At 39.4% G+C, this 17,479-nt stretch carries 9 protein-coding genes and 2 riboswitches; of the genes, 1 reads left to right on the top strand and 8 read right to left on the bottom strand.

The genetic code is table 11. The features are described 5' to 3' along the window. Nucleotides 1-12: 12 nt before the first annotated feature. The 8 genes from ACRX5O_RS09830 to ACRX5O_RS09795 form a co-directional block, all read right to left on the bottom strand. Nucleotides 13-2,205, bottom strand: a complete 2,193-nt coding sequence (locus ACRX5O_RS09830; RefSeq protein WP_433905771.1) for a bifunctional diguanylate cyclase/phosphodiesterase — start codon at nucleotides 2,203-2,205, stop codon at nucleotides 13-15. 154 nt (nucleotides 2,206-2,359) lie between these two features. Then, nucleotides 2,360-5,377, bottom strand: a complete 3,018-nt coding sequence (locus tag ACRX5O_RS09825; protein WP_433905770.1) for a family 78 glycoside hydrolase catalytic domain — start codon at nucleotides 5,375-5,377, stop codon at nucleotides 2,360-2,362. Between the two features lie 404 nt (nucleotides 5,378-5,781). Continuing rightward, nucleotides 5,782-7,530 carry an allophanate hydrolase gene (gene atzF / locus ACRX5O_RS09820; protein ID WP_433905769.1) on the bottom strand — a complete coding sequence of 583 codons (1,749 nt, stop codon included), beginning with the start codon at nucleotides 7,528-7,530 and terminating at the stop codon, nucleotides 5,782-5,784. Next, nucleotides 7,490-11,134: an urea carboxylase gene (gene uca, locus ACRX5O_RS09815; protein WP_433905768.1), complete on the bottom strand. Its 3,645-nt coding sequence runs from the start codon at nucleotides 11,132-11,134 to the stop codon at nucleotides 7,490-7,492. The genes atzF and uca overlap by 41 nt, the downstream gene beginning before the upstream one ends. Nucleotides 11,135-11,154: 20 nt before the next feature. Continuing rightward, entirely contained in the window at nucleotides 11,155-11,805 is a 651-nt protein-coding gene (locus ACRX5O_RS09810; protein ID WP_433905767.1) for an urea amidolyase associated protein UAAP2, read from the bottom strand. Beyond that, a complete protein-coding gene (locus ACRX5O_RS09805) occupies nucleotides 11,805-12,533 on the bottom strand; it encodes an urea amidolyase associated protein UAAP1 (protein WP_433905766.1) in 729 nt (242 codons plus the stop codon). Before ACRX5O_RS09805 ends, ACRX5O_RS09810 begins: the two co-directional genes overlap by 1 nt. Before the next feature lie 50 nt (nucleotides 12,534-12,583). Continuing rightward, a riboswitch (guanidine-I (ykkC/yxkD leader) is annotated at nucleotides 12,584-12,678 on the bottom strand. 83 nt (nucleotides 12,679-12,761) lie between these two features. Further along, complete coding sequence (locus ACRX5O_RS09800) at nucleotides 12,762-14,129, bottom strand: APC family permease (RefSeq protein ID WP_433905765.1); 1,368 nt, start codon at nucleotides 14,127-14,129, stop codon at nucleotides 12,762-12,764. Nucleotides 14,130-14,196: 67 nt separating this feature from the next. Beyond that, nucleotides 14,197-14,291, bottom strand: a riboswitch (guanidine-I (ykkC/yxkD leader). Between the two features lie 148 nt (nucleotides 14,292-14,439). Then, a complete protein-coding gene (locus ACRX5O_RS09795; protein ID WP_433905764.1) occupies nucleotides 14,440-15,432 on the bottom strand; it encodes a hypothetical protein in 993 nt (330 codons plus the stop codon). Between the two features lie 192 nt (nucleotides 15,433-15,624). On the opposite strand from ACRX5O_RS09795, the gene ACRX5O_RS09790 reads away from it, so the two are divergent. After that, on the top strand, nucleotides 15,625-17,325 hold the full coding sequence (locus ACRX5O_RS09790; RefSeq protein WP_433905763.1) for a transglutaminase domain-containing protein: 1,701 nt from the start codon (nucleotides 15,625-15,627) through the stop codon (nucleotides 17,323-17,325). Nucleotides 17,326-17,479 lie beyond the last annotated feature (154 nt).

Raw genomic sequence — 17,479 nt, 5'->3', positions numbered from 1 at the left:
TGCAATATAAGTTTACACTAGCAGGGCTTCAATTTCCTCTGACCTTACGGGTTTACTGAAAATATACCCTTGCCCATGAACACAATAGTTATTTATTAAATACTTTGCTTGAAATTCTGTTTCGATTCCTTCTGCAATGACATCAAATTTTAAAGTTCTTCCCATTTCAATAATGGCTTTAACGATAGAATTGGTCCCTGCTTCCTTTTCTAAATCATCTAAAAAGGATTTATCGATCTTAATTGTATCAATAGGAAGATGTTTTAAGTAACTTAAAGACGAGTAGCCCGTACCAAAGTCATCAATAGCAATGCTGATACCCAATTTCTTTAGTTTATTTAATACAAGGATGGAATTCTCAATGTCTTGCATGATGGTTTCTGTAATTTCCAACTCTAAATACTTTGGGTCTAGATTATACTCTGTTAAAGTGTTTTCCACGAATTCAATAAAATCTTCCTCTAGCAATTGCCTAACCGAAATATTGACAGCCACTGATACTGGTTTTAGCCCAGTATCTTGCCACTTTTTATTTTGCCTAACGGCTTCTTTTAGTACCCATTTTCCAATATCAACAATCATCCCTGTTTCTTCTGCAAGAGGGATAAATTCTATAGGAGACACTACCCCTAAGGTTGGATGAAACCATCGCAACAGAGCTTCAGTACCCACAATTTCCTTACTTTTCAGATGGAATTTAGGTTGATAAAATAACGAGAATTGATTTAACTCAATGGACTTTCTTAATCCATTCTCCAACTCTAATTTCCTTAGTTTTATCTCATCAAGCTGAGAGGTATAAAATTGATAATTATTTTTCCCATGTTCCTTCGCCAAATACATGGCTGTATCTGCATGCTTTATTAGCGTCTCCTGATCTTCCCCATCTTCAGGGTAGCGACTAATTCCAATGCTCGTTGTTAAATAGTACTCTTCTCCACTAATTTCAAAAGGTATATTAAAATCTCGAAGAACCGAATCTGCTACTTGCTCAATTTTTTGTACTTCATGGCAAGATAAAACCACGATAAATTCATCGCCACTATGCCTATACACGGAGCCTTTTTTTCCAATTATCGTATTTAACCGTTGGGCTACATCACGTAAAATTAAATCGCCGGTAGAATGGCCTTTCGTATCATTAATTACTTTAAATCTGTCTAAATCAAGAAACAGAACAGTGAATTTAGTAGGTAAGGAAGTGGCATGAACTAATTGTTCTTTTAGTTTATTTCTATTTCCTAACCCTGTTAACGTATCATAATAAGCCATATTATGAATCGTTTCTTCTGCTTTTTTCCTCTCCGTAATGTCCTTACCAATGATTTGAAACACAGGACGTCCTTCAAGCTTGATTGGTAATACAGAAAGTTCGACCGCTATTTCCTTTCCATGTATATCAGTAATTACTGTCTCATAACTTATTAAATTTCTCTCAAAATCGTCTTTTATCATTCTATTTTTTATATCACTAATCGTTTCAATCCTCATAAATCTTGTGACCGGTTCCTTACTTATCGGCTGATCATCTGAGATACCCAATAGCTGATAACCTGCAAGATTCAAATAATCCAGCTTACCATTCTTGATAATTGCGATAAAAGTCGGTGACATTTCCACCAAGCTACGGTACCTTTCTTCACTTTCTCTGAGAATCGTAATATCAAATAATACACTTGTAAAATCGATTAAGGTTCCTCTGGTATCTAGTATTGGAATCCCTCTATCCTGAATCCAACGAATCTCACCATTCGGACGACGAATACGGTACACACTAGTGACCGCTTCACCCTTCTCTATTTTTCTCTTTCTTTCCTCAAGCACATCAGAATCCTCTTCTAGAATGGTTTCCTTCCATAGCTCCGTATTCTCGTAAAAATCAGATAAAGGATAGCCGTATAATTTTTCAATTCCAGGAGTGATTAAAAGTTTATTGGTTTTTAGGTTCATGGACCAAATCGCAACGTCTAATGTATCAAAAATTGTACTAAGCCGTTGATTCGTTTCGTTTAAATCTGTTGTGTGCTTATTGATTCGTTTTGTTAAATAGAATAATAGAATGATAATCATTAGAACGAAAATATAATGAGCAACCTTAAATACAAAAGAATTGTGTGGAATAAAAAATTCAATCAACTCAGAGACAATAAAAAGGAGGATAATAATGCTGATTTTTCCATACTGTCTATTCAATGTTTTATCCATAATGAGCCCCTATAGTAATCTTTTATTATATATCGGTTATGTTAATCGGATCTTAATAGTACAGTATGGAATAATATAGTAAGGTATCTCAAAAATAAAAATAAAAAAGCCTAGTTAAACCAAAAGATTCAACTAGACTTTTTTTACATCAGCTTTAATTTATTCGCGCTTCAAATGTATATGATCCTGATTCTACTTCACATATAACTTTACCATCTTTTATTTCAATAACCTTCACTCCAACAGCTTTTGTTAAAGGATTTCCACCTTCTGTCACATCCTTTAGATCGGAAGCTGGAATAACGACAGTGGCAGTTGTATTAGCTGGAATGGTTGCTTCATAAGTAAATGTCCCATCCTTAACTTTCCATTTACTTTCGATTTCCCCATAGACTGATTTGTATGATCCATCTACCCATGTAATACGGTTTTGCTTATCTATTGTAGGCTGCAATACAAAATGCTGGAACCCTGGCTTTTCCGGGTTATTTGATATTCCAGCCATGTATTTATACATCCATTCAGCAACGGCACCGTAGGAATAGTGATTAAAAGAATTCATAGAAGAATCTCCAAAACTATCCTTTATGGAATATGAATTCCATCTTTCCCAGATAGTCGTTGCCCCGTTTTTCACACTATATAACCAAGATGGCATTTCCTCTTGTAATAAAAGTGTGTAGGCGAGTTCATCATCTCCAATATCAGACAAAGTTGGTAAGATGACATTTACTCCAAGGAATCCAACAGCTAACGTATTTTCTGGTTGACCTGGTCTAATGATACTATTCTCATTCTTTATATTTGCAGTCAGATTTTGAATCATTTTTTCCTTTTGCTGATTTGTTTCATATAAACCTAGTTTTAAAGCCCAAAGCAATCCAGTCTGTGCGTTATCCGCTCCAGGATATCCATGCCTCGATTGAGTAAAATTATCGGCACTAGCAGTTAATAAATTGCCACTTTCATCTAAATACTTCTTCACAAAGTCAGACTTCACCTGGGCATATAACTGTTCATATTTTTCTACTGCCGAATCATTGCCAATTGCTTTTGCCATTTTAATCATGAGCTGTGCATCATAGGCTCGATAGACGGTATTCAAATAAACCGTTGAGGTTGCCTGGAAAGCGAGCCAATCACCAAATAGTCCCGTATTATAACCATTTACCCCAACATAGTCCATATACTTTTCCATTTGCGCAAAGTTCTTTTCAATTACTGTTGTATCACCAGTTTGTTGATATAACACCCAAGGGATAATGATCCCCGCATCGCTCCAACCTGAAGCAACTGTGTTAGCAAAAAATCCAACAAATGCTCCTGGCATAATACTTCCATAAATACCATTTGTATTTCTGTTATGAACATCCATAATCTCACTATAACTCTCTAAAAATCGGATATCGTTATAATTATAGACAGCAGTTTGTGCAAATAATTGAGCATCCCCCGTCCATCCTGCACGCTCCGCTCTTTGTGGAGAATCAGTAGGAATTGAAAGGTAATTTGATCTTTGTCCCCATAATATATTGTTAAACAATTTATTTACATCTTTATTCGAAGTGGTTATTGTCCCGCTTTGCTCACCAACGGATGTAATTACTTTTCCTTCTACTGAATTTATTCTGATGTCTTTGTCGGCTGTTATTTCCATATATCTATATCCATGGAAAGTAAACGCTGGTTGGTATTCCTCGACTCCTTGCCCGGAAAGAATATACTTATCAGTTTGGGCAGCAGATGTTAAAGCTTTTCTATATAAGGTATCTTTTGGACCATCACTACCTCCTGTTGCAATATTTGAGTTTTTACGCCCGTCATTAAGCATCTCTGCATACCTTAGTGTAACTATACTTCCTTTCGTCCCACCTACTTTGATGCTTGGCACTCCTGCCATATTTTGACCCATATCAATAATAAGTGTTTCCCCCCCCTTTAAAGAAATATTAGACTTTGGATTAACATTTGCTGTAACTGCATGACCATAATCCAAAGTTGACTCTCCACCGTTTTGAGTAGATGGTTCGATTTCACTATATTTAAACGCTTCAATTGGGTATTGAGTATACTCTTCAGCAATACGTGCTGCAGCACCTCGGTCTCCCTTAACTTTACCAACGTAGTTAATCGCACTGACTGATGACCATCCACTGTCATCAAAATTGCTATTGTTCCACCCTTCTATTTCCCTAGCAATATTAGCATCATAGGTTTCACCATCAAAAAAGTCGTTTTCAAGTATTGGACTCTTTTCACTTGATTTCCAAGTCGACTCGTTAGTAACAATGATGTCTTTACTACCGTCTTTATAAGTGACGACCATTTTTGCTAGCAAAGCCAATTTATTCCCTGTGATTCTTGTATACTGACCTACTTGCCCTATACGTCCTGCAAACCACCCTTTTCCTAACATTACACCTAAGCTAACCTTTGATTGATTGGAAATATAGCTTGTTACATCATAAGTTTGATAATTTACATAAGAGTTATAGTCAGTCCAACCTGGATTAAATGTTTCATCAACAGGCTTATTCTGATCTTGAACTAATTGGACTTCCTTACCATTAATATAGGCATTGTATACACCCAAAGAAGTTATATAAAGTTGAGCATTCTCAATCGGATTGTTGCCTAATTCCTTCTCTGTTCGAAATAAGGTAACATTTACTGGTTCAGTTGTTGATATATTGTTAGTAATCCATTGTGCTCCATTCCAATTTGTTTTCCCATCTGTACTCATAAGTCCGGTTTCAAAATAGGCATTATCTTTAGATTCTAGTAACTTATTATTTTGATCCCATACCTTTACTTTCCAATAATATCGAGTACTAGGTTTTAACTTAGTGCTACCGCTATACTTAATATTAACGGATTGAGCTGATGCTACCTTGCCAGTACTCCAAATAAACTTTCCCTGCATTAAGTTTTTCGCACTATCGGAAACAATAATTTCGTATGCTTGCTGCTTTGCTCCCCGTTTGTTTGACACCATATTCCAACTAAATCTCGGTTGTTCGGAATCTATCCCTATTGGATTATCCATATACTCTACCGTCAAGTTTGTAATGGAACTAGGTGGCGATGCCTTTACACTTTCAGAAATTGGAAATAAAAGACTCACTGTTAAAACCATTGTTAGAAAGATGATTAATGAACGTTTAATTCGCATGGTTTTCCTCCTTATAATTCAATCTAATCCGCCTCTTTCATAGAAGATCATTACTGGTCTACATTTTTCTCACTCTCCTTTTGCATTTTGATGTATGTACACACAGAAAAACTCTGTGGTGCAAATAAAAATTGCTAAAGTTGAAAGCATACTTGCATAGATTGATATAAAAGAGATTGGGGAACCTTTTTGTTTTTACATGTCTTGTGGGGGAATAAGGGAATAAAATGTATCCGCTTACATCTAATACAATAATAAAAATTAAACCTAATTGTAAGGAGACATTTCTCGGGTTAGGGGGACAATATTCTGAATTTTAAAGTATTACTTCTTTTCCCTGTACCATACACAATTTAAAATAAGAAAAACCCTTGTAGATAAACTTCCACAAGGGCATTGATTTTCTAATGCAGATTCAGGTTCCGCCAACCGCCTAAATGAGTAATGTCTTCCCTAGGTTCTACGCCACTCGCTTCACAAACAAACCCTGGTACTTCTGTTCCATCCTCAAGCTGTACCTTCCCCATTGCAAGCGGAGCTGGAATCAGAAGGGCGAACTTCCCGAATTCTGAAAGAGGCATTTCCCAAAGCTCCAATTCAATAGAAGCTCCTTCGTCATTCGTTCGAATAAGTCCTGGCTTTGCCGGTACCGTATCAAGTTTTACTAGTTTGTATAATGAAGCTGTTTTAGCTTCTCTTACAAAGGTTGCACGGTGCTCGATCATTTGCTTTTCCAGTGGAAAGCCTCTCATATGCAAACCACAAACGGCTACTAATGTTGTAGTTTGGTTGCCTTCAGTGAGATTTCCATGAAGAAATAAATCCGCTAGTCCCCGTATGATATGTTCATTTTCATGGGTTGAAAAAAAGGTTATGCCAAAAGGTAGGTTTTCAGCTGCATCATCTGTCGGGATATTAATGGCACAAAGATCTAATAGATTACAATGATTGGTGTATAGTCCCATCGCACTATTGGTTTCTATCGGGTTACTACGTACTTCCGCTCTTGTCCAGGTTCCACCAGAGGTAGGCATTACGAGAACACCGTCTTTAAACTGCTGGTGAGCCATTTGTTTAAACATCTGAAGTTTGTGCATGGCTTTAAAAACCGATGCAGCATCATATTCCGGTTTCGCCCCCGAACGCAAAACGGTCTCAGTTACAGGAAAAGCTACTCCACTATTCTCGGTAATGAAATTCCCTAGGTCAGCCCAGCGTTCTGCCACCCAAGGACCATCGTATAAAACGCTGGCTGCTTTGGATAAATAGTCTCCATCAATGTATTCAATTGGAATATTTAACTGTTCCAATTGTAAAATTGCCATTTCCCATGCTTTTTGATATTCAGCTGCATATGGTCCAAAGAAGCGGTGTGGCTGTTGGACGAAATAGATTTTCTCCGGTAAAGCTTTAGGTTTAACGGAAAGTTCCCTCGACCATGGATCTTCTTCATTAAAGCCTCTGGCAACCTCGTCAACGAGTTCTACATCAGATAAAGTATGAGCAAACACCGTGACACAGTCCAGACTTGCACAGGCTGGAACGACCCCTTTCGTTGGCCATGCACCGAGACTCGGCTTAAATCCTATTAATCTATTAAGTCCAGCTGGTACACGGCCGGACCCTGCTGTATCCGTTCCAAGAGCAAAGGCTACTTGACCTCTTGCAACTGAAACGGCTGAACCTGAGCTTGAGCCTCCACTGATTAATTCTGGATTCAGAGGGTTCTTTGTTTCGCCATAAGGACTTCTGGTTCCGACAAGTCCGGTAGCGAATTGATCCAGATTTGCTTTTCCAACCGGGATGGCACCAGCGGCGATAAGCCGTCTTACTACTGTCGCATGTTCTACAGGAGTATAAGCAAACTCAGCACAACCAGCTGTTGTTGGTACACCTGCTAGGTCGATATTATCTTTAATCGCAAAAGGGATTCCCCAGAGAGGAGCTTTCTCTGGGTCCACTTTTTTCAAATTATCTAAGTAAGGCTGGATGATTTCCATAGAAGGTGGAGTGATCCAAATATTCATCTCTTTGTCAGCTTCACTTCTTTGGATAATCTCTTGAATAAGTTTTTCTGGTGTTAACTCGTTAGACTTATATTTATCTCTTAGATTATGAATGGATAGTAGCTTTGGCGTGTTCATCGTTTTCATTGGCTATCCCCCGCTTTTCTTTTGTAATGGAGACAAACAGTTGTCCCGCATGAACTTCATCACCTGGTGATACGTGGACAGATTGAATCCGTCCATCGAACGGAGCATGTTGAGGAAATTCCATCTTCATACTCTCCTCAATCATTAATACGTCACCTTTCTTTACTGTATCACCGGGAGAAACCAGTACTTTCCAGACGCTTCCAGGCATTGTACAACGAACCGCTTCTACCCCTTGTGGCAATTCTTCTTCAACCGTTTCAGACACCGATTGTTCCGAAATATACTCAGCAAGACCAAGCTCTTTCCAGCTCTCACGCTCCGCCTTAAATGCTGCCTCCTGCGTTTGTCGGAATTCCTCTGCACTTTCCTTAATGGAATCTAAAAACGCTAGGTACTCTCCAAGGTTAAAGGTTGTCTCCGTAATTTCTACTTCAAAACGGCCTCTTAGGAAATCTTCTCTCATGACTGTAAGCTCATCTGTGCTGACTGGGTAAAATTGAATTTGGTCAAAGAAACGCAGCAACCATGGCTTTTTCTCTGTAAAACTCTTTGTTTCCCGAACTCGATTCCAAACTTGGACCGTACGTCCAACAAACTGGTACCCGCCCGGTCCCTCCATTCCGTAGATACACATATAGGCGCCACCAATTCCAACTGCATTCTCCGGTGTCCATGTTCGAGCTGGATTATACTTTGTCGTAACTAGTCGATGTCTCGGATCTATCGGGGTTGCAACAGGTGCACCCAAGTACACATCCCCAAGACCAAGCACTAAATAGCTCGCATCAAAGACCGTCTTCTTCACATCTTCTATTTGTGCTAGACCATTGACTCTTCGAATAAATTCTAAGTTGCTTGGACACCAAGGAGCATCAGGCCGGACATTTTTTTGATAACGATCGATGGCAAGCTGTGTGGCTGGATCATCCCATGAAAGAGGAAGTCGAACCACACGGGACGGTACTTCAATCTCCTCAAGAGGAGGTAACTCTCGGTTGATTCCTTCAATTAATGCACAAATAGCAAAGGTGGATATTTTGGATGCATCAAAATGGACTTGTAAGGAACGAATCCCTGGCGTTAAGTCTAAAACAGGAATATCCTTGCGGGCTAGAATAGCATCCATCAATGCATGAATTTGAAAACGATGCAGCAGATCTAACTCCATTTCTCCATATTCAATCAGAATATGTTCATCTCCCGCCGCACGAATCGTCATCGGAAAACGGCTTTCATTATTTTGAACAAGCACGGGATAGCTTGGTGAAAGCAGCTTCGTTTTTTTAGGCAAGGTAGGAACCGAATGCTCCCCTATATTTTCTAAAAATATCTCTTGTGTCTTTCTTAACTCTTCTGCCTCTTCTAATGTTAGAAGTTGAAAGCGAACCTTGTCACCCGCATGAAGCTGGCCGAGTTTCCAAAATTCTGCTGATGCTGTCGTCACTGGACAAACAAACCCGCCAAGACTCGGACCATCAGGACCAAGTAAAATAGGCATATCTCCGGTTAAATCTAATGTACCTATCGCATACGCATTGTCGTGGATATTAGAAGGATGTAACCCAGCCTCTCCCCCGTCTTCTCTAGCCCATAGGGGGGCTGGTCCAATTAATCGGACACCTGTACGAGAGCTATTAAAATGAACTTCCCAGCTTGTTTCTGTCAACTGTGTCAAATACTCTGGTAATAAAAACTCTTCTGTACAGTGTGGACCAGGAATGACACCTATTGTCCATTCTTTTGTTAATACAGGCTGTTGAGTGATGGCAAGCTCTTTATTGGGAGGGGTAGCACAAGGATGAACTCGCAACACATCTCCTGTTCGAAGCGCACGCCCACCGTGTCCACCAAACCCTCCAAGCGTAAAGGTTGAGGCACTTCCTAAATACAGGGGCATATCGAAACCACCTGCCACTAGCAAATAGGTGCGCATTCCTTGTGTAGCTTCACCAAATGAAAGAATTTGGCCGCGCTTGGCAGTGAGCACTTTGTAAGTCGGAACAGGAATATCGTCCAATGTAGCTCCCATATCTGAGCCGGTTAAGCAAAAAACAATATCTCCACGGAAACGGTAAGATCCCCCTCGTAAAGTGAGTTCTAATCCGGCCGCATGAGAATCATTCCCTAACAACTGATTTCCCATTCGGAAGGAGAACGGATCCATCGGTCCACAAGGAGGAACTCCCACATCCCAGTGCCCCACTCGTCCTGGCCAATCTTGAACAGTCGTTTGAATTCCACCATCTAATACTTCAATGGCACACTCCGCTGGAGAAAATTCCTTCAACATTTGAGTATGCACGTGTCCAGAGCGACATTCTTCTTCCTCTAACAGTGACTGCACATATTGTAAGTTCGTTGTGACACCATAGAGTCTTGTATCCTGTAACGCTTGACTTAGCTGATTAATGGCTTGTTCACGTGTATCCGCATGAACAATAATTTTGGCAAGCATGGGGTCATACAAAGAGGTAACCGTTAAGCCATCTCTTACCCAAGTTTCAATCCGGGCGTCCTCTGAAAATCGAACTTGATCCAATTGACCACCGCTAGGACGAAAATCATTCAGACAGTCTTCCGCATAAATTCGAGCTTGAATACTATGCCCTTTTGGAGTGGTATACAAAGTATTAAGCTGACGAAGCTCACCAGCCGCTTCACGAACCATCCACTCGACTAAATCTAGACCTAATACTTCTTCGGTCACACCGTGTTCTACCTGAAGTCGGGTATTTACTTCAAGAAAGTAAAACTTCTCAGCTTCTGGGTCATATAGATATTCAACCGTTCCTGCACTTCTGTATCCAACTTCCTCTGCTAATCGTTTAGAAGCAGCTAGCATTTCCTCACGAACAGCTGAAGATAAACATGGCGCTGGACTTTCTTCAACTACCTTTTGATTACGACGCTGAACGGAGCAATCGCGTTCTCCTAATGCGACCACTTCACCGTATGCATTTCCGAAGATTTGAACCTCCACATGGCGTGCTTTTTGAATATATTTTTCTAAAAAGACTCCTCCATTGTTAAAATTCGTTTCAGCTAGACGACACACCGAATCGAAGGCATCGGTTAGTGCAGACTCATCTGCACAGACACGCATTCCAATTCCTCCACCTCCTGCTGTACTTTTAAGCATGACAGGATATCCAATTCGTTCTGCTTCCGCAACTGCGGTTTCAACTTTCGTTATTAAGGATGTTCCCGGTAAAAGTGGAACTCCTGCCTTCACCGCTATTTCACGTGCTGAATGCTTTAAACCAAACAGCTCCATTTGCTCAGGAGTAGGACCAATAAAAGTAATTCCATGTTTTTGACAAGCACGGGCGAAATCCGCATTCTCACTGAGGAAACCATATCCCGGATGAATAGCTTCCGCTCCTGTTTCAAGAGCCGTTTTTAAAATGAGTTCCGCATTGAGGTAGCTATCTTTTGCAGCACCTTCACCAATTAATACAGCTTCATCCGCGTGATCGACATGAAGGCTATCTTGGTCTGCTTTTGTATAAACCGCAACAGATGAAATGTTTAGTTTTTTTAGAGTTCTTTCAATTCGAACAGCAATCGCTCCACGATTCGCAATTAATACTTTCTTGAACATGGCTGGAGCTCCTCTCTATGTTATTTATCCCAGATTATTAGTTGAATAGGAGTAGGATTATAGGCGTTACACGGATTATTTAATTGTGGACAGTTGCTAATAAGGACAAGTGTCCGACTGACTGCTTTCATTTCTACATAATATCCTGGAGCAGATACACCATCTTCAAAGGTTAATCCACCTTCTGGCGTAACAGGAACATTCATAAAGAAATTAACGTTTGGTGCTAAATCTCGTTTGTTAAATTGGCTTCCATACTTTGATAGTTGAAGCATGAACGTATCTCGACAGTTATGCATAGGAAGCGTGTCATGAGAATAGCGAACGGTGTTACTTTGCGCGGAACAAGCGCCACCAAGCGTATCGTGCCGTCCACATGTATCGGCAACAATCTCGACAAGCTCTTTCCCAGACTCTGAAACTAGAACCGAACCAGTCGTTAAATACACATTGCCCTGGCGTTGAATCGTATTTATCGCACTATAATGGTCGGTTGGATGATCGGCATCGTAGAAAAGGGTGTCTGCTGCCTGGTTTCCTTCTACATCCACAATTCGTAGCACCTGTCCTGGTTCAAGAATTTTGGTCCACCCTTCTCCAGCAGGAACAATATAGTTATCAATCGCTTCATCTACCTGTCTTTCACTAACCTTGTATTGTAAAGTGGCCATTAGTTTATTCCTCCTTTTGTTAGCAAAACATAATCCCATGTGTTCTCAAATGCACGACGGTTTTCCGGACGATGGTTCACACAAATATCGTTCTCCTCTACTGGAGCTGCATCCGTGATCGTTATCTCGACAGGAACAGAAGGATAATTGAAACTTGGGTCAAGCGGGTTTGGCGTGTTTGATAAGATAATAAGAGCGTCCATTTCGGCTCGCAGTGTAATGGTGTCACCCTTTTTGGAATGGCCTGGAGCAAAATGAAGTGAACCATCTTCCTTGCAAGATACTTTTGAAAATAAATTAACAACGGGGATAAGATCTCTGTTCGTTAATCCATTTCGGAACAATTCAACCGCAAAGTTTTCCTCCCCACTTCGATTCCAATCATTTCTTTGTTCTTGATAGGACGTCTTCCCATACCGTTCGTCTATCATAAGGCGTGTCGCATAGCCTGATATTGTGTCATGCCAGCCAAGAGAATCATCAATAATACTTGCTAGTACTCTTCCATTGTCACTCATCAAGACGTTTCCAGTCGTTAAGTGAGCGGTATGCTGAGCCTTTAATGTATCCGGCATATTGTAGCGCTCTGATGTGTCATCTGCGTTATATAAAAGGAGAGAAAGATTGGCTCCATCTCCAAGAGCAGTAAAAGTTAGTTGTTTTCCACTTCTTATTTTTGTTGACCATTTTCCACCAGCAGGAATTATTTTCGATAGTACCTTACTCATCATTTAGCCTCCTTTAAAATAAAAAAGGATAAAAGCCTAGGAGATCATTCATCTCCCAGGCTTTTATCCTTCCGTGTATACAGCAGATGCTGTACGCTCTCTCTCGGACCTGACGTTAATAACCGGAACCCTAGAAAGCTTTTTCGTTTCCAACAGTATGTGGAAACCTGTATGTTGTTGTAATTAGTATAACTATCAGAAAAGATAGATAACAATGAAAGTGTCAGACTATCTAACAATGTTTTTCTTAATCGCTGTTTGATGAAAAGACAAAGCCATTTTACGTTCCTTAGCTTTTGTCCATTCAGTCTTCAAGAAGAGATACGTAAATCCTACAGCAACCCAGATAACACCTACTGTTAAAGTATGCTTATCAAGCAAGGTTAACAGCCAGCCTATAAAACTTGCCCCTACAAGTGGGAAAATAAGATAAAAACAAGTGTCTTTTATTGAGCGTTTTTTCATTTTTACATAATAATGAGCAATCACTGATAAATTGACAAATATAAATGCGGTTAACGCACCAAAGCTTACAAACATGACGGCAGTATCTAGACTAATGAACACCGCAGAAAATGAAATAATCGCTACCAAAACGATATTGGCAAAAGGTGTTTTGTATTTAGGATGAATGCTTGTAAAAATTTTTCCCGGAAGAATGGATTCCTTACCAAGTGCGTATAGAAACCTGCTCACACTTGTTACAGAAGAAACACCCTGTGTAAAGGTTGCGATCATAAGAACCATAATAAAAAGAGAACTGAATAAATTGCCACCTACTAACTGAACGAGATTATAGGCTGCATTATCAGGATTGGCAAAAGTAAAATCTGGATAGGCAATTTGAGTCAAATAAGAAATCGCCGTGTACATAGTTACCGCTATGATCACAATGAGAAAGATTGCTTTTGGTATCGTCTTTTTTGCGTCGATCGTTTCCTCTGCCATCGTTGTCACTGCATCAAAACCGAGGAAACAAAAACAGATGAGGGCTGCGCCGGAAAATACGGCACTTAAGGCAATATGTTCGCCGAAGAAAGGTGTTAAAGAGAATAGTGAGCTTGCACCTGTTCCACCTGCTATAAGATCCTTTGCAACGAGAATACAAAAAATGAGAATAAATCCGATTTGAACAAGTACCGACATCCCACTCACACGAGCAGCGGACTTTATGCCAACGATATTAACAATAGCAAGGATGATATTCATAATGATAATCCAAACAAAAACCGGTATAGAAGGAAATTCTGTATGCATGAAGATGCCGAACGTAAGAATCGCAATGATAGGAGAGAAAATATAATCCAAAAGAAGAGCCCAACCAACAAGAAAGCCTGCCATTGGATGAACCGCCCTCTTCGTATACGTATAGGCAGAACCTGAGACGGGGTAAGCCTTAACCATTAAACTGTAGCTATAAGCAGTGAAAAAGATTGCAATGAAGGCTGTTACATAGGCAGCCGCCATCATCCCACTGGATGCCTCATAAGCAACGCCGTAAACCGTAAAGAATATCATCGGTGTCATCCAAGCAAGTCCCATAAATACAACTTGATGCAGCTTAAGTGATTTTACTAATCCTGTTCCTTTATTCATTCCCTTACACCTTCTTTTTTGGATTTCGTGTAAAAAAACAAAAGCCCAGGAGAATTTTACAGAAAAATTCTCCCGGGCTTTTGTCCCTCCGTGTCTACAGATATACTGTACGCTCTCTCTCGGACCAGACGTTTTTCAACCGGAACCCTAGAGAGCCATTTTTGTCCTCAATTATATTAACGAGAACCCGTATGCTTTTATACTCTGAAGTATAGACGCACAAAAGTGCCGGTTCAAGGGTTATGTCAGATTATATAACATAGAAAAAAAAGCTACCAGGACATGGTAGCTTTCAAGGAATCATTTTTTATCATCCAAAACGGTAGTAAACCAACACAATCGTTGCTAGTACAAACAAGAAATTTAAAAACACAAAAATAAATTGATCTAGTTTTGTTTTATGCCATTTGATAGGAGGATTATAGAAAGATACTCCTTCAATGATAAAGATGATTAGTACAATATGAATCATAAAGTGACCGATAATTTCTGTAAAACCAAACAACATGGTCGTCATGATAAAAATAACAGTTACAACAAGACCTAACACTCTGTTTAAAATACCTACCACTAGTAAATAACCTACTACAAATTCAATAAATGCGGCCATCACAATAAAAGTAGTTGGTGCAAAGCCAAACGTTGGAACATGATGGTTTACAATAATGTCCATCGTCATGCTTGGGTACACCCATTTTTCAACGGCCACCCAGCATAGAGATAACCCTGTTCCTAAATATAAAAATGGAAATCCTACATTTTCTAGTTTTGTTTTTCCTACAAGTAAAACTCCAATAATAGCGATATAAAAGCTGTAATCAAGCATGTAGAAAATACCATGTTCGGCAGTAATATAAACAAATAAACCTAAAAGAATAGCCGAACCGATCTTTGTTGCAATATGATGTGGAATTAATAAGAAACCAACGCTAATCCAAGCAATAATGGATACCATTTGACTTACATGTAGTTCGGGTGCAAATAATGTTCCATTAATAATTTGCAAAATAAGGGCAATGGCGGTCCCATATTTTAGCAGGTGTCTTGAATATTTTCTTAAACTTGATAATTTGTCATCCCAAATCTTAATTTGCTTCCATTCTGCAAACTTTGGAATAAGTAATGTAAGTACCCCTAAAACAATTGCAGCAAGTAGTGCTAAAGATATAAATAACGGCGATAATATATTTTCAATGGTTTCTTTTTGCGGCACAAGTTTTGTAAACCATTTCACATGGGCTTGTGCAAAATAAGGTGTTAAGATTGCTCCTATTAGTGTTGTTAAGAAAAATATTTTCTTCATTGTTAGTCCTCCTTGCAATTAACACTATTAACATATTATTAATATACTTTACCGAACGTTCTTTGGGTGATAGGAATATTGAACTTTTTGTGAATAAAATCACAAAGATTAAATAAGGAAGGAAGACCTAGAAACTTAACCAAGCATGATAACGTAAATACCTTTGTAAACGGTCGTTTTAAAGGAGGATATATGAAAAAGAAAATACCTGTCATATTTATTATCATCAGTTTACTAAGCATTATTCTTTTTATTTCAGGATGCAGTAACTCTGAGGCAAGCAATTCTAAAACTGAGGAAACTCAAAAAGAAGAAAACAAATACGATAAGCTCGTGAAAGAAAAGAACAAAGAACTCGATCTTCAACCCATTGAGCTAACTTCTTATAGCAAGGAAGCTGGAGTCACATTAAAAAAACCAACTTATAAAGAATTCGCTGTAAATAAAAAAGTGATGGTTGAAGGTGCGATCGAGAAGTTTTCAGAGATAAAGTCTGATTATGTTTGGATCAAGGTTCAGGCTAACGAAGAGGGACCTGCAGGGATGGAACAGGAATACTACGCACCGATTAAAAATGGGAAGTTTAAGCAAGAGATTTCCCTTTTTAATGGAGAAGGCCAGTATGAAGTTAAAGTACAGGTTCCTAGCTTAGATCGTGAAGATTATTATTATGAGACTGCATCATTTACGGTTCATAACGTGAACCCAGACATTGAACGTGATGTTACGTATTCTCCTTTTGGTCAAGACGCAGAAATACTACTGAATCTTGATCTCGGGTATGTGACTGAAAAAGAAATTTTTTCATTAAGTGGAGATGCAGGAACATTATCCGATAACGACACCATCATGATTAAACTAACCAAGGACTCGGATTCATGGACGCACGTATTACCTATTGTTGATGGTCAATTTTCCTTTGATGTCCCCCTTTTATATGGGAAAGGAGTTCATGAACTCGAAGTACTAGTGCCTGATGAAGAGCGAGAAAAATATTATCAACCAGCAACAAAGATACTTATTAATAACGAATCAGACCGAACCTTGTCACCAATCGATTTTTCAAGTACTTACCTAGAACGAGGAGTCACACTTAATTATCCACAATTTGGCGGAGTCGAATCCGATGGTCTTTTTACCATTAAAGGTACCATTGATTCAAAAGCTGAATTTGGTCCAGAAACCACCCATATTTATGTGACGACGAAAAAAGGAGAAGACGAAGCATTAGACGTTATTCCTGTAGAAGATTTCTCATTTAATGATTCCTTCTACTTACGATTTGGACCTGGAACGTATGAAGTCATGCTTAGTGTCCCTGAAATCAAGGAAGAAAATAGTGATAGGTTCCGATATTTCGGATTTGCTAAATTTGAGGTAGAGTCTACTTCTGAGGATAAGCGTGATTTGCTCCCATCACGTGGGGTCCAATCTGATGCTCCAGAAATTAAAGAGTTAGCTGGGCAGTTAACAAACGGGCTAACCACTGACAGGGAAAAAGCAGAAGCCATTTACAAGTATGTAGCAAGCAACATCTCCTATGATGTAGAAAAGTACGAAACGAAGAACTATAACTGGGATGATAGTGCTTTAAAAACACTCCAATTAAAGAAGGGGATTTGTCAGGACTACGCTTACCTTACCATTGCCTTATTACGAGCCAGCAATGTGGAAGCACGATTAATTGAAGGCAATGCCTTTGGGGGATTTTGGCCACAAAAGCATGCTTGGGTAGAGGCAAAAGTCGATGGAAATTGGCTGACCATGGATCCAACCTGGGGAGCTGGATATATTAAAGACAATGCTTTCGTCGCACAATACACCGCAGAGTACTTTGATCCAAATCCAACAGAGTTTGAAAAATCTCATAAGCGTACAGGAGTATCTTATTAACAATGAAGCACCAGAGTTTTTTTCTGGTGCTTGTTTTCATGTAACAAATCCATTTCGGGGGGATTCGCAGACCTCATCCATGCTATGAAGGTCATTTCTTCCGAATTTTAATGAGCTAATGACCTTCATCCACCTTATGAACGTCATTTCCCTC

Source organism: Robertmurraya mesotrionivorans (genome assembly GCF_050971805.1).
GTDB lineage: Bacteria > Bacillota > Bacilli > Bacillales > Cytobacillaceae > Robertmurraya_A.
This window is presented reverse-complemented; position numbering and strand designations above follow the sequence as displayed.